At 72.3% G+C, this 14,490-nt stretch carries 11 protein-coding genes; 3 read left to right on the top strand and 8 right to left on the bottom strand.

What is annotated here, in order from left to right:
- Positions 1–198: 198 nt before the first annotated feature.
- Both OG408_RS28145 and OG408_RS28140 read right to left on the bottom strand, forming a co-directional pair.
- A complete protein-coding gene (locus OG408_RS28145; protein WP_326674604.1) occupies positions 199–2,979 on the bottom strand; it encodes a putative bifunctional diguanylate cyclase/phosphodiesterase in 2,781 nt (926 codons plus the stop codon).
- Between the two features lie 336 nt (positions 2,980–3,315).
- Complete coding sequence (locus OG408_RS28140; protein WP_326672649.1) at positions 3,316–4,278, bottom strand: 2-hydroxyacid dehydrogenase; 963 nt, start codon at positions 4,276–4,278, stop codon at positions 3,316–3,318.
- Positions 4,279–4,391: 113 nt separating this feature from the next.
- Here OG408_RS28140 and OG408_RS28135 point away from each other — a divergent pair, with 113 nt between their 5' ends.
- The 3 genes from OG408_RS28135 (at position 4,392) to OG408_RS28125 (ending at position 7,009) form a co-directional block, all read left to right on the top strand.
- Positions 4,392–5,348: an aldo/keto reductase gene (locus OG408_RS28135; RefSeq protein ID WP_285567213.1), complete on the top strand. Its 957-nt coding sequence runs from the start codon at positions 4,392–4,394 to the stop codon at positions 5,346–5,348.
- A gap of 226 nt (positions 5,349–5,574) precedes the next feature.
- Positions 5,575–6,756 carry a PQQ-dependent sugar dehydrogenase gene (locus OG408_RS28130; RefSeq protein WP_326672647.1) on the top strand — a complete coding sequence of 394 codons (1,182 nt, stop codon included), beginning with the start codon at positions 5,575–5,577 and terminating at the stop codon, positions 6,754–6,756.
- 28 nt (positions 6,757–6,784) lie between these two features.
- On the top strand, positions 6,785–7,009 hold the full coding sequence (locus tag OG408_RS28125; RefSeq protein ID WP_326672645.1) for a DUF6191 domain-containing protein: 225 nt from the start codon (positions 6,785–6,787) through the stop codon (positions 7,007–7,009).
- Between the two features lie 287 nt (positions 7,010–7,296).
- Here OG408_RS28125 and OG408_RS28120 read toward each other — a convergent pair whose 3' ends face one another.
- From OG408_RS28120 to OG408_RS28095, 6 genes are all read right to left on the bottom strand, one after another.
- Positions 7,297–10,458 carry a helix-turn-helix transcriptional regulator gene (locus tag OG408_RS28120; RefSeq protein WP_285567212.1) on the bottom strand — a complete coding sequence of 1,054 codons (3,162 nt, stop codon included), beginning with the start codon at positions 10,456–10,458 and terminating at the stop codon, positions 7,297–7,299.
- 58 nt (positions 10,459–10,516) lie between these two features.
- On the bottom strand, positions 10,517–10,696 hold the full coding sequence (locus OG408_RS28115) for a hypothetical protein (RefSeq protein ID WP_266783171.1): 180 nt from the start codon (positions 10,694–10,696) through the stop codon (positions 10,517–10,519).
- A gap of 233 nt (positions 10,697–10,929) precedes the next feature.
- Complete coding sequence (locus OG408_RS28110; RefSeq protein WP_326672642.1) at positions 10,930–11,631, bottom strand: hypothetical protein; 702 nt, start codon at positions 11,629–11,631, stop codon at positions 10,930–10,932.
- 35 nt (positions 11,632–11,666) lie between these two features.
- Complete coding sequence (locus OG408_RS28105) at positions 11,667–12,746, bottom strand: alpha/beta hydrolase (RefSeq protein WP_285567094.1); 1,080 nt, start codon at positions 12,744–12,746, stop codon at positions 11,667–11,669.
- 109 nt (positions 12,747–12,855) lie between these two features.
- Positions 12,856–14,091, bottom strand: coding sequence for a serine hydrolase domain-containing protein (locus OG408_RS28100; RefSeq protein WP_326672639.1), 1,236 nt, complete (start codon positions 14,089–14,091; stop codon positions 12,856–12,858).
- 83 nt (positions 14,092–14,174) lie between these two features.
- Complete coding sequence (locus OG408_RS28095) at positions 14,175–14,402, bottom strand: hypothetical protein (RefSeq protein WP_266783164.1); 228 nt, start codon at positions 14,400–14,402, stop codon at positions 14,175–14,177.
- Positions 14,403–14,490: the final 88 nt, after the last annotated feature.

Here is a 14,490-nt window from a genome sequence, read left to right as displayed (position 1 = left end):
GTTTTTGCGAGTGTTTTGCGATGGTTTGCGTGGTGCCGGTGCAACAAAAAACCCCTCGTGCCGTGAGGCAAGCGAGGGGAGCGCGCCGGTGCGGTCTGCAGAGTGTCATCGAGGAACTCTGCTTCAGCCGACGCGCTTTCCAAGTACGAGAATTCGGGTGCGCATGGCATTGACCCTCTCTCCGACGCACTCGGCGTGTCAAGTGGGTGGGACGGGCGTCTCAGCATGTGATCCGGTGAGCAGCGGAATCGAGCCGCCCGCCAGGACCGGCTGAGCGGCCGGGGAACCGGGCACCGGGAACTCGCCCCGGACCAGGGCGCGGCGCAGCCGGTACTCGTCCAGCGGCCCGGAGAAGGCCATGCCCTGGCCGTGCGTACAGCCCATGGCGCGCAGCGCGAGGACCTGTTCCGGGACGTCGACGCCGTCGGCCACGGACTGCATGCCGAGATCGCAGGCGATCCGCAGCAGCCCGCTGGTGATCTTGTGCAGCCGGGCGGACTCGACGACGCCCTCGACCAGTCCGCGGTCCAGTTTCAGTACGTCGATGGGGAGCCGGCGCAGGGCGTTGATCGCGGCGTACCCACTGCCGAAGCCGTCGAGCGCGATGCGTACACCGAGCCTCCGCAGGGCGACCAGGCGCTGCTCCAGCTCGTCGAAGGAGACCCGGGGGTCGCTGTCGGCGACCTCGATCATCAGCGCCCCGGACGGCAGCCCGTACCGGGTCAGCAAGGCCTCGACGGAGCCGAACGGGAGGCCCTTGTCGAGCAGCCGGCGGGCGGAGAGCCGGACGGCGACGGAGACCTGATGACCGGCCCTGGACCGGTCAGCGGCCTGCTCCACGGCCTCTTCCAGGAGCCAGCGGCCCAGCTCCGCGGTGCGGTCGCTGTCCTCGGCCACGCGGAGGAATTCGGCGGGCGTGAACAGGATGCCCTGCGCGGAGCGCCACCGGGCCTGTGCGGCGACGGCGGCGACGGTGCCCGTGGCCAGGTGCACCACGGGCTGGTGGAGCAGCGCGAACTCGCCGTCGCGCAGGGCGGTGCGGAGCCGGGCCGCCAGCTCGGTGCGGCGCACCACCTCGGCCTGCATCTGCGGGGCGTACAGCTCGACGCGGTCCTTGCCGCCCGCCTTGGCGCGGTACATGGCGAGGTCGGCGTTGCGCATGAGGTCGTTGGGGGTGATGCCGGGCTCGGCGAAGGCGACGCCGATGGAGGCGGTGACCCGGACCTCGCCGGCGCCGATCCGGTAGGGCTGGGAGAGCGTGAGGCGCAGCCGGTCGGCGATCTCGTGGACCTGGTACTCGCGGGCCGTCTGGTCGCGCCCGCCGTCGCCGACGATGAGGGCGGCGAACTCGTCCCCGCCGAGGCGGGCCGCCGTGTCCCCCGTCCGCACGGAGTCCTGGAGGCGGCGGGCGGCCTGGATCAGGAGCTCGTCGCCGGCCTGGTGGCCGAGGCGGTCGTTGGCCGCCTTGAAGCCGTCGAGGTCGATGAAGAGGACGGCGGTGCCCGCGTCCCCCGCCCGGCGGCCGCCGAGCCCCTGGCGGACCCGGTCGGTGAACAGCGCCCGGTTGGGCAGGTCGGTGAGCGGGTCGTGCTCCGCGTTGTGCTGCAACTGGGCCTGGAGCCTGACCCGTTCGGTCACGTCCCGGCTGTTGAGGATCAGGCCGCCCTGGTGGCGGTTGACGGTGGACTCGACGTTCAGCCAGTCGCCGGTGCCGGAGCGGAAGCGGCACTCGATGCGGGTGGTGGGTTCCTCGCCGGGCGGGGCGGCGAGGAACCGCCGCACTTCGTGGACCACCCGCCCCAGGTCCTCGGGATGGATGATGGAGGCGAGCTCGGCACCGATGAGGTCGTCGGCCTCGCGCCCGTAGACACCGGAGGCGGCGGGACTGACGTAGCGGAGTATGCCGGTCGGTGCGGCGATCATGATGACGTCGCTGGAGCCCTGCACCAGGGAGCGGAAGTGGTTCTCCTTCTGCGCCAGTTCCTGGGTGAGGGCGATGTTGTCCACGAGCATGATGCCCTGCCGGACGACCAGGGCGAGCACCACCGTGCACCCGGTGAAGACCACGACGCGGTCCACCCGGCGGCCCTCGATGACGTTGTAGAGGATGCCCAGGGTGCAGACGGCGGCGGCGAGATACGGCGTCAGCGCGGCCAGCGAACCGGCGATGGGGCGGGACACGGACCGCTGCCCGTCCCCGCTCACGGCCTCCCCCTCCCGGCCGGCGCCCCAGGGGGCGTAAGCGAGGAGCAGCGACCCGGCGAACCAGCCGGCGTCGAGCAACTGGCCGGAGTGGTAGGTCTGGCGCAGCAGCGGCGAGGTGAACAGGGCGTCGCACAGGACCGTGAGGGCGAGTGCGGCGATGGCGGTGTTCACCGCGGCGCGGTTGACGTTGGAGCGGCGGAAGTGCAGCGCCAGGACCATGGAGACGAGCACGATGTCGAGCAGCGGATAGGCCAGCGAGAGGGCCGCGCGGGCGACGCTGGCACCCTCGACGTCCGCCATGTGCGCGGTGTGCGCGAGGGCGAGGCTCCAGGAGAGCGTGAGGAGCGATCCGCCGATCAGCCAGGAGTCGAGGACCAGACAGACCCAGCCGGCCCGGGTGACGGGTCGCTTGGCGAGAACGAGCAGGCCCACGATGGCGGGCGGGGCGAAGCAGAGGAAGAACACGTCGGCGAGGGAGGGGCTGGGCACCGGGACCTCCCGCACGACCTCGTACCAGCCCCACACCCCGTTGCCCCCCGCGGCCATCAGCGAGGAGGCGGAGAACAGCAGCCAGGCGGGCCGGAACCTGTTGTCCGCGGAGCGGGCGAACAGGAAGCAGGAGACGGCGGCGACCAGGGCGGCGGCGCTCAGCCCGAAGTCCCCCATGAACAGCGCGAGTCGGGCCGATCCCCAGCCCGTGGCGGCACCCACCCCGTATCCGGCGCAGACGAGTCCGAGGAAGACCTGCGGGACCAGCGCGGGCGTCGGGCCCATGGCCGGCCGAGGGGCCACGACCGCTCCGCGGGTGCTCGCCGGGGCGCTCACCGGGGCGCCCCGGACGTCGCCTGCCGGCTGCGGCGCCGGCGCGCGGGACGCACCGGCGGCCGCCGCCGGCCACCTGGTCGTGTCGGATCGTTCACCCATCGGCCGTACATCGCCCGTCGCCCCCCTCGCGTGTGGCTTCCTCCCCGGCGCCGCCCCTGCCACGGCGCAGCACCCCTTTCGGGACGATACACCAGACTCGTCACACAGGGACATAGTTCCTATACTCTCCGTGACGACCTGCGGAGTTGTCGCCACGGAGGGGGACGGAGCGTGTCCGCAGCGTGTTCAGCCGGTGGTGCGAACGACGTTGTGCACCTGCTCCCCCGCGGCGAAACGGCTGACCTGTCCGGCGATCAGACGCTTGGCGCGCGGCAGGAACGCCGAGGTGCTGCCGCCGACGTGCGGGGTGATCAGGACGTTCGGAGCATGCCAGAGGGCGTGGCCGGAAGGGAGCGGTTCCGGGTCGGTGACATCGAGCGCGGCACGCAGCCGGCCGGACTCGAGTTCGGACAACAGGGCCTTGGTGTCGACGACTCCACCGCGGGCCACGTTCACCAGCAGCGCCCCGGCGGGCATCGCGGCGAGGAAGTCCGCGCCGACCAGCCCCTGCGTGGACGGGTTCAGCGGGGTGGACAGAATGACGATGTCGGCCTCGGGCAGCAGCGCGGGCAGGTCGTCGAGTGTGTGTACGGGGCCGCGTGCGGTTGTCCGCGCGGAGCGCGCGACGCGCGCCACCCGCGCGCACTCGAAGGGCGCGAGCCGGTCCTCGATGGCCGAGCCGATCGATCCGTACCCGACGATCAGCACGGACTTGTCGGCGAGCGCCGGGTAGAAGCCGGACCGCCACTCCTCCTTGTCCTGGCCGTGCACGAACCCGGGGAAGCCGCGCAGCGAGGCGAGGATCAGCGCGAGGGTGAGTTCGGCGGTGGACGCCTCGTGCACCCCCTTGGCGTTGCACAACTGCACGCCCGCGGGCAGCAGGCCGAGCCCCGGCTCCACGTGGTCGATGCCCGCGGACAGCGTCTGCACGACCCGGACCCCGCTCATGTCGCCGAGCGGACGGACCGCGATCCGGGGCCCCTTCATGTAGGGGACGACGTAGAAGGCGCAGTGCGCGGGGTCGGCGGGGTAGTCCTGGGCACCGTCCCACAGACGGTAGTTGAGGCCCTCGGGAAGTCCCTCGATCTCGTCGGCCGGAATGGGCAGCCAGACGTCAGGGACCGTGGCGGAATGCGTGGTGGAAGTCATGGTCAGGAGGCTATGCGAAGCCCGGCGGGGTGCAGAGGTTAGCTTTGGGGGTGCGGTGCGAGGGAGGGTTCGGGGAGTTGGAGCGCAGGAGTCTCGGTGCGGCGGCGCTCGCCGTGGGTGCGGTCGGTCTCGGCTGCATGCCGATGAGCTGGGCGTACAGCGCCTCGCGGCAGCGTGGTGACGGTGCGCTGCGCGCGGTGCACGCGGCGCTCGACGCGGGCGTCGACCTGCTGGACACGGCCGACATGTACGGCCCGTTCACCAATGAGCTGCTGGTGGGCCGGGCTCTGAAGGGGCGCCGGGAGCAGGCCTTCCTGTCCACCAAGTGCGGTCTGCTGGTGGGCGATCAGCACATCGTGGCCAACGGCCGCCCCGGCTATGTGCGACGGGCCTGCGACGCCTCGCTGCGGCGGCTGCAGACCGATGTGATCGATCTGTACCAGCTCCACCGGGCCGACCCCGAGGTGCCCGTCGAGGAGACGTGGGGCGCGATGGCCGAGTTGGTGAACGCGGGCAAGGTGCGGGCGCTCGGGCTGTGTGCGGTCGGTGCCAGGGCCGCTCGCCGGCCGGGGGCCCGGATGCACGACGAAACGATCCGGCAGCTGGAGCGGGTCCAGCAGGTCTTCCCGGTGAGCGCGGTGCAGGCGGAGCTCTCCGTGTGGTCGCCGCAGGCGCTGGAGGAGCTCGTTCCGTGGTGTACGGCGCGCGGGGTCGGGGTGCTGGCGGCGATGCCGCTGGGCAGCGGCTATCTGACGGGGACGCTCACTCCGGGGCAGGGATTCGAGCCGGCGGACCTGCGGGCCAGGCATCCGCGGTTCACCGCCGAGATGATGGCGGCGAACCAGCCGGTGGTGGTGGGGCTGCGGCGGATCGCCGAGCGGCACGGGGCGACGCCCGCACAGGTGGCGCTGGCCTGGGTTCTGCGGCAGGGGCCCCAGGTGGTTCCGGTGCCGGGGACCAAGCAGGAGCGCTGGGCGGTCGAGAACGCGGGAGCCGCCGCGCTGGCGCTGACGCCGCAGGACCTCGCGGAGATCGACCGGCTGCCGGCCGCGCGGGAGTCGTGGGACTGAGCGCCCGGACACCGGCCGCCGGTCGTTGGCCGCTGCACATTGATCGCCGAGCGAGAAAGTCCGCGGGCATCGGGAACCCTGGGCCCGGCCGCGGTGTAAGAACAGTAGACAGGCGGCCGTCGAAGGGATCGGTGCTGTGCGCGGTGCGGTGTTCGGATCTGAGCAGGACCCGGTGGGGCGTCGTGCGACGCGTCGCGGAGGTGGCCGTGGTGCGCGGCGGGGTGCCGTGGCCGTGCTGGCGGCCGGCGCCCTGATGCTCACCGCGGGATGCTCCTCGCAGGAGGGTGCGGAGAGCACGGCGGGCCAGGGGGCGAGATCCCCGTCCGGCTCCCCGAGGACGACGGGCCCGGCCGGCTCGCCGTCCGCCTCGGCCTCGCGTCCCGCGGCGGACCTGCCGCCCGCGAAGGGCACGGTGAAGGTGGTGTCGACCCTCACGGAGGGCCTGAACTCCCCTTGGGGGCTCGCGGAGCTGCCGGACGGCGACCTGCTGGTGGGCTCGCGCGACAAGGGGACGATCACCCGGATCGACGCGAAGAGCGGGAAGAAGACCCTCCTGGGCACCGTGCCGGGGGTGGCCCCGGCCGGCGAGGGCGGCCTGCTGGGCATCGCGGTCTCCCCCACCTTCGGCACGGACCACCTGGTGTACGCGTACTTCACCACCGCTTCGGACAACCGCATCGCCCGCATGCTGTACGACGAGGACGGGACGACCCCCGGACAGCTGCTGGGCGCCCCGGACACGATCCTGCGGGGCATCCCGAAGGGCTCCATCCACAACGGCGGACGGATCGCCTTCGGCCCGGACCACATGCTGTACGCGGGCACGGGCGAGACCGGGGACGACGGTCTGGCGCAGGACAAGAAGTCACTGGCCGGCAAGATCCTCCGGATGACCCCGGACGGCGAGCCGCTGCACGGCAATCCGCAGGCCGATTCCGTGGTGTATTCGTACGGTCACCGCAATGTGCAGGGTCTCGCCTGGGACGGGCAGAAGCAGCTCTGGGCGGCAGAATTCGGCCAGGACACCTGGGACGAGCTGAACCGGATCGTGCCGGGCGGCAACTACGGCTGGCCGGAGGCCGAGGGCAAGGCCGGCGAGGCGGGGTTCCGTGATCCCGTGGCACAGTGGAAGACGTCCGAGGCGTCCCCGAGCGGCATCGCCTTCGTCAAGGGTTCGATCTGGATGGCCGGTCTGCGGGGTGAGCGGCTCTGGCGGATCCCGCTGTCCGGTACGGAGGGCAAGGAACCTCTGGCGGCCCCCCAGTCGTTCCTGGAGGGGAAGTACGGCCGTCTGCGCACCGTGCTCGCGGCGGGCGGCAACAGACTCTGGCTCGTGACGAACGAGACGGACGGCCGCGGCTCACCGAAGCCGGGAGACGACAGGATCCTGGTGGCCGAGGTGAGCTAGCGGCCCCAGGCGGAAGGGTGCGCGGCCCGTGTTCAATTTCTTCGAGGAACTCTTCGCACCCGGCCGCAAGCACACCGCCGAGGAGCAGAAGCGGCTGGAGCTGACCCGGGTGGACCTCGGTGTCGGGGACCCGGCGCGCGGCCCGATAGACCTCACATCGGGCAAGGTCGTGGTCCGCCGTCGCGACGGGGACGGCGACGACGGTGACGGTGACGGCGGCGACTCCGAGGACACCGGGGCCGACGGGGCGTGACGCCGGGCCGGACGAGGACCGGTCCGGTCCGGCGCGGGAGTGCGGCCCTAGGGCCTCTCGTTCGGATCATGCCGGGCTCGCGGGCCCCGGCACGCGCTCCCCCAAGCTCTCGACTTCGCTCGAGCAGGGAGGGGCCCCCTCCCGCGTTGTCGTCGGTCGCCCATGCTCCTTCCCCAAGCTCTCGGCTTCGCTCGAGCAGGGGAGACCCCATCCGACTCCCTACTCCGCCTTGCAGCCGCACGCACCGGACCCCGCTCCCTGATCCAGCCTGATCCAAACGAAAGACCCTAGACGGCGTCCTTCGGCATCCGGTACAGCCGCAGCCGGTGGGCGAGCGCGGCCGCCTCGCCGCGGCCGTTGACGCCGAGCTTGGCCAGGATGTTGGAGACGTGCACGCTCGCGGTCTTGGGTGAGATGTAGAGCTCCTCGGCGATCCTGCGGTTGGTGTGGCCGGCGGCGACGAGCCGGTGCACGTCCTGTTCGCGCGGGGTCAGCCCGAAGGACTCCACCGCGGCGGCCGCCGCGGCCCGGAGCTGCTCCTCCGTGTGGTCCGGGCCTCCCCCGGCCTGCTCCTCGCCGTGGTCCGGGACGGTCACGGCCAGCGGGATCGCCTCGTCGGAGGCGGGTGCCCGGCCGGGGGCGGCGTCGGGGTCGGTGAGGGTGATGCGGGCGCGGCCGGCGAGCAGCTCGATGGTCTCGGTCAGCGGGCGCGCGCCCAGGCGCCGGGCGGTGCCGTGGGCCTCGCGCAGCAGCGTGGTGGCCGCGGTCCGGTCGCCGGAGGCTATGAGCAGGGCCTCGGCCCAGCGGTGGCGGATCTGCGCCAGTTCGTACGGGCGGTGCAGCGGGGCGAAGGCCCGGGCGGCGCCGGACCAGTGGTCCGGGGTGTCGAGGCCCTCGGCACGGGCCAGTTCGGCGTCGATCAGCACCCCGTAGGCGGCCCAGATGGGGACGAGCGCCGGCAGCCGCTTGAGGTGGCTCCGGACGAGGGCGAGGATGCCCGGCCGGCCCGGTTCGGTGGCGGGCAGGCCGCGGGCGTCGGCCTCGGCCGCCGCGACGACGTGCAGCATGGGGAAGGCGTACCGCTGGGTGCCGGGCGGGAAGCCCTCCGCCGCCTGGGCCTCGAAGGCGGCCCGCGCCTCCGGCAGCCGCCCCTGCTGCACCGCGATGGTGATGGCGTGGCGGACGGGGCTGATGAAGTGCTGCGGCTGCGGATCGCTGGACCCGAAGCTCCGCCTGGTCAGCGCGAGTTGAGTCTCCGCCTCGGCGAGGTCCCCGCGGGCCAGGGCCACTTCGGTACGGCGCGCGGCCACCAGTCCGTGGGACTTGCGGGACAGGCTCTTGCGGGCGGCCGCCTCGGTGGTGGCGAGGGACTCGTCCCAGCGGCCGAGGGAGAACAGCGACATGGCCTGGTTGCTGCGGGCCCAGGCCTCCATGTCCGCGACACCGTGGTTGTGGCAGATCTCGATGCCGTGGTCGGCAGCGGCCACCGCGTCCAGGGAACGGCCCATGGCTTCGAGGGTGGAGGGGAGGTTGATGCTGACGCGGCCCATGATGCCGACGAGGCCGAGTTCGTCGGCCCGGTCGCGGACGGCGTACATCTCGGCGATGCCCTCGTCGACGGCTCCGGCGTCGGCGTTGAGCCAGCCGCGGGTGAGCCGTGCGTGCAGCTCGATGTACTCGTCGCCGACCAGCCGGGCGTACTCCACGGCCCGCTCGGCCGCGGCGAGGGTGTCGGCGCCCGGCTGGTGCAGGGCGCCCCAGCCGGCCACGCTCATCAGAACCTCCGCGTGCACGGCGGACGGGGGCAGGCCGCGGACCAGTTCCTCCGCCCTGGCCAGTTCGTCCCAGCCGTCGCCGCGGGCGACGTCCTGGACCAGGCGGGAGCGCTGGACCCAGAACCAGGCGGAGCGCAGGGCGTCGTCCTCGCCCTCCAGGGTGCGCAGGGCCTTCTTGCAGAGCGTGAGGGCGCGTTCGCGGTCGCCGCCGAAGCGGGCGGCGACGGTGGCTTCGGCCATCAGGTCGAGATGGCTCAGCGGGGCGGAACCGTCGCGGCCGCAGGCCGGATACACCTCGGCGTAGTCGATGGGGCGCAGCGTGCCGCGGGTCTCGTCGGGGACGTCGTCCCACAGCTCCATCGCCCGTTCCAGCAGCCGCAGCTGTTCGGCGTAGGCATTGCGGTGGCGGGCCTCCACGGAGGCCTTGAGGACGGCCGGCAGCGCCTTGGCCGGGTCGTGCGCCCCGTACCAGTAGCTGGCCAGGCGGGTGGCCCGCTCCCCGTCGCGGACGAGGGTGGGGTCGGCTTCCAGGGCCTGGGCGTAACGGCGGTTGAGCCGCGAGCGTTCGCCCGGGAGCAGGTCGTCGCTGACGGCCTCGCGGACCAGGGAGTGCCGGAAGCGGTAGCCGTTGCCCTCCGGGGTGGTGAGCAGCAGATTGGCGCCGACGGCTCCCCTCAGGGCCTCGATGAGGTCGTCCTCGGCGAGGCCGGCGACGGCGGCCAGCAACTCGTACTCGACGGCGGAGCCGCCCTCGGCGATGATGCGGGCGACCCGCTGGGCGTCGTCGGTGAGTGCTTCGACCCGGACCAGGAGGAGGTCGCGCAGGGAGTCGGGGAGTCCGGCCCGGTCGTCGCAGTCCAGGGTGCAGGCGAGCTCCTCGACGAAGAAGGCGTTGCCGTCGGAGCGCTCGAATATCTCGTCCACCAGGGCGGGTTCGGGGGTGGTGGCCAGGATGCCGGCGAGCTGGCGGCGGACTTCGGCGCGGTTGAAGCGGGAGAGCTCGATGCGGCGGACGGTGCGGAGCCGGTCCAGTTCGGCGAGCAGGGGGCGCAGCGGGTGGCGGCGGTGGATGTCGTCGGCGCGGTAGGTGCCGATCACGACGAGGCGTCCGCTGCGCAGCGTACGGAAGAGGTAGGCGAGCAGGTGCCGGGTGGAGGAGTCGGCCCAGTGCAGGTCCTCCAGGACGAGCACGACGGCGCGGTCGGCCGAGATGCGCTCCAGGAGCCGGGCGGTGAGCTCGAAGAGGCGGGCGGTGCCGTGTTCGTCGGCCGCGTCCCGGCCGGTCTCGCCGAGTTCGGGCAGGAGCCGGGCCAGTTCGCTCTCCTGTCCCGCGCAGGCCGCGGCCATCTCGTCGGGCAGGGTGCGGCGCAGGGCGCGCAGGGCGGTGGAGAAGGGGGCGTACGGCAGGCCGTCGGCGCCGATCTCGACGCAGCCGCCGACGGCGACGACGGCCTCGCGGCGGAGTGCCACGGCGAGGAACTCCTCGACCAGGCGCGTCTTGCCGACGCCCGCCTCGCCACCGACGAGCAGCGCCTGCGGCTCGCCGCCGCCACCGCCGGCCGGGGCTGTGCCCCGGGCGGTGGCGCGGGCGAGCGCGTCCGTGAGCGCGGTGAGTTCGCCTGTGCGGCCGACGAACACGGGACTGACTGACCTGGTCTCCACGTCGCCGAGCATCGCACACGGGTCCGACAGCGTGAGCGCCGGAATCTGAACGGGCACGGTCGTCGGTTCCCTAGGCGGCGTGCGCGAACCGTTCCCGGTCCTGGTCCGCACTCACCGTCCTCTCGGCTTCCTGGCCCGCACTGCCGCGGGCCGCCCGGCGGGCCCGGCGGGCCTCCCGGACGAGTCGCTCGCGGTCGGCACGGCGGATGAGTTCGGCCGAGAGGACCTTGTGGAGTTCGAGCTCGTACATGTGATTCCCCCTGGGGACGGGCCCGTTGGGCCTCGGTGGCGGCAGTGCTTCTGCCGTGCCACCACTCTCGTCCCCCAGGGGGTGCCGCCACATCGGGCGTGTGCCGCATCTGTGACGGCCCGGGGGCCTTAGGGAGTGCCTCATGCCGCCCGACGCGGCCGGGCAGTGCGCCCGGACATGCCTTAGACCGGGCGGCGGGGCTCCCGAAGCACGCCCTGAGGGCGGGACAGCCCTTAGCCGGCGGGTGCGGCCGGCGCGGTCGGCAGGGCGACGATGAGATCGAAGTACATGGCGACGGCGATCAGCACGCCCAGCGCACCGAGGACGATGCCGCCCTTGGCGACGGCGCGGACCCAGCCGGCCTGCGGGTGCACGGACGGCTGACCGAACGCCGGCCGGACCAGGACGTAGCTGCCGACGAGCAGCGCGACCAGCCCGAAGAGGCCGTTGACCAGGGCGGTGGCGTGCCACGCGTCGCCGTAGATCTCGGAGATCTGCTGTCCGGCGGAGCCGCCGGACGACGTCTTGATCTGCCCGATCAGCGTCTCGCGCTCGGCGGCGACCCGGCCGCTCCAGGCCCCGCTGAGCGAGACGATGCCGAGTCCGACGGAGACGATGCCCGCGCCCGCGGCGGCGAGACGGGAGGACTCCTTGGTGGCCTCGTCGTCCAGCTCCTGCTCCAGATCGGCGTCCTGGTCCGGGCCGGTGTCCTGGTCCGGATCGGTGTCCTGGTCCAGGCCGGTGTCGGACGCGGGCGCCTTGTCGAGCCGCGGCGCCGCGTCCTCGGTGCTGCCGGTGCCGTCCCTCTGCTCGGTGTTCGCGATGTCAGCAGACTTTGCCGTCTTTGCGTCCTTTGCGTTCTTTGCGGCGTTCTGCTGCTCGTCGTCGCCCTCGGCGACGGGAGCGGTGGGAGTAGTGGGAGTTGTGGGGTTCATATGCCGCACGCTAGGGGCGGCAGATGAGAACCCTCTTAACGTGCCCGTCCCAGCCGGTCCATGTAGTCGGCGAGCGCCGGTGCCCAGCAGCCGTAGTTGTGCCCTCCGTCACAGGTGGGGGCCAGCGCCGATCCGTCGCCGTAGTCGACGAGGCGGCTGGGAAGGCCGAGCGCGTCCAGGCGCGCCTTGACGTTCTTCGTGGCGATGCGGGTGAAGTGGTCGATCGGCCCCTGACTGCCGGTGTAGAGCGTGACCTCGGCTCCTTCCAGCCTGGCGAGGTTGGCCGGGGCTGCGGGGTCGACCGCGTTCCAGATGCGGTCCGCGCCCAGGACCGGGTACGGGGAGCCGAAGATCGCGTCGCTGTCGACGGTGGGCCCGTATCCGGTGCACCGGCCGGTGCCGGCCGGGCTGGACGTACTCACCGCGCACCAGGCGCCCGTGACGTTGAGTTCGGTGGCCAGGACCGCCGCCCGGACCTCCGCCATGCCGAAGTCGATCCCGCCGGACAGCGAGGCGACGTGGCCGAAGAGATCGGGCCGGGCCTCGCCGTAGTGCAGTGCGCCGAAGCCGCCCATGGACAGCCCGACAACGGTCCGGTGGCTCCTGTCGGCGAGGGTGCGCAGATTGGCGTCGATGAACGGGACGACCTGGTCGAGGTGGAAGGTCTCCCAGTTCGCGGCGCCCACGGAGGTGTTCTGCATCTGCCAGTCGGCGTACCAGCTCTTCAGGCCGGCGTCCGGTACGACGGTGATCATCGAGTCCGCATGCAGTGCCGGTGCGGCGCCTGCGTCGTCCACGGTTCCGCCACCGCCGTGCAGGAAGTACGCCACGGGCCACCGCTTGTCCGGGGACGCCCGGTAGCCGCTCGGCAGGAAGATGCGGATCCGGTGCGGGCCGGAGACCTGTCCGGTGGTCACGGTGACCGTGAAGTCGGTGTCCGAGCGCACCTCGGCGCCTTCGGCGACCTGGGTCAGGCCGAAGCCGTCGTGCAGCACCGGGGGCGCGACGCCCACGGCGTGTACGGGCGGAGCGGCGAGCGTCGCGGCCGCGGTCAGCGCGGCGGCGGCCAGCGCCGCCCGGGTCCGTCCTCGCCAGGAGGTCAGCAGGGTCCTCATCGGGTGTCCTCTCCGAGAGCGGGTGGCTCTCACGGTGAGGGGAGAGCCGGCCCGGCGGCCGGGCCGTGGACCGGCCCGGCCGCCGGGGCTCCCCCTCCGGTCGCGGTTCTCAGAGCGCGCAGAACGCGTCCGTCATGGCCTTGCCCGTGTGGGCCTGCCCCTGCGTTCCGGCGAGCATGTGGAACTCGTTGTTGGCGTGCAGTACCTGCTCGGCGCCGTCCTCGCTGGTGATCCACTCGCTGAAGTAGCCGAGCACGGCACCGTTGTGTCCCCAGGCCCACTTTCCGCAGGGCAGCTTCATGTGCTCGATGCCCAGCCCGTAGCCCGCGTCGGCGGTCACCGGGACGGTGGTCTTGAGCTCGGCCAGCTGCGTGGGCTCCAGGAGCTGTCCGGTCAGCAGCGCCCGGGTGAAGGTGGCCAGGTCGTCCATGGTCGACACGATCGCGCCGGCGCTCCCGCTGACCTGCACGTTGGAGACCGTGTCGTCGCCGATGAAGATCGCCCGGATCGCGTAGCCGTGGAGGTGGTTGCCGTAGAGCGCGGGGTCGGCGGTGGGGAAGGTGGTGTCGCGCAGACCGAGCGGCTCGATGATGCGCCGCTGGACCTCCGCGGCCGGTTCCGAACCGGTGACGGCCTTGATCACCATTCCCGCGAGGACGTAGTTGGTGTTGGAGTAGCCGAACTTCTCCCCCGGTGCGGACGTCGGCGCTCGCAGTCCGAGGCCGACGTTGACCAGCGTCTGCGGCGGCAGGACCTCCCGGGGGTTGGTGTTGAGGAAGTACGGCCCGTTGATCTGCAGGGCGCTGAGGTAGTCGGGCAGGCCCGAGGTGTGGTTGAGCAGTTGGCGGATCGTGATCGTGGAGCCGTCGTAGCCGTTGGCGGCGACCGCTCCCGGCAGCCACCTGGCGACGGTGTCGTCCAGCGACAGCCGCTTCTCGCCCTCCAGTTGGAGCAGCACGGTGGAGATGAACGCCTTGGTGTTGCTGCCGATCCGGAACTGCGCCTTCGGGTCCGCGGGGACCTTGGTCGTACGGTCGCCCACTCCCGCCTGCACGTACTGGGTGGTGTCGCCCTTCCTGACCATGCCGATCACACCCGGGTATCCGTCGGCGACGCCCTGCTGGGCTCCGGCCCGGAGGATGTCCGCCGGGGTCGGGCCGGCGGCGTTCGCCGGGACGGCGGCGGCGGTCAGCAGGAGGCAGGCGAGCCCGGCGGCCGGCAGCAGTCGGCGCAGGTGCCTCCGCTTCCGTAAGGGCTGCCGGGCGGCGCTTTCGGTGCGCTCGCTCTCCGCGCCCGCCGCATTCTCCCTTTCCCCCGCGAAGCCTGTCCCGAATACATCGAGCATGTTCACTCTCATTCCGTCCCCTTTGTCGTCAGCGAGCGTTTCCGATGTGTGGTGCGGCCGTCCTGCCGCATTCCGGTCGCGCGTCAGCCCTGACACGCGACGACGATGATCAGCAGCAGAATCGCGATTCCCGCCATGTGAAGGAATCCGATGCTTCCCTTCGGGCGCCTCCGGTCGGTCTGCACATGACCGCCGGCGGGAATTCCGGGATGCTGCTTGAGGTAGTGGTCCAGCTGGCGCTGCGCCCCCTGGGACTCGCCCATCCACGGCGTCTTGAAACCGCACTCGCCGCACCAGAATCGATAGGCCATGTCCACTCCTCGTCAGTCGTGGCAGGAGAAGTCCGGGAGAGGCGGTCCGGTCCGGCTGCGCGCCGGTTGCTTCTCGAATGCCCTGCAC

The organism is Streptomyces sp. NBC_01257 (assembly GCF_035917255.1).
Classification (GTDB): domain Bacteria; phylum Actinomycetota; class Actinomycetes; order Streptomycetales; family Streptomycetaceae; genus Streptomyces.
The sequence above is the reverse complement of the archived record's forward strand: the minus strand, read 5'-3'. Positions and strand labels throughout refer to the sequence as shown.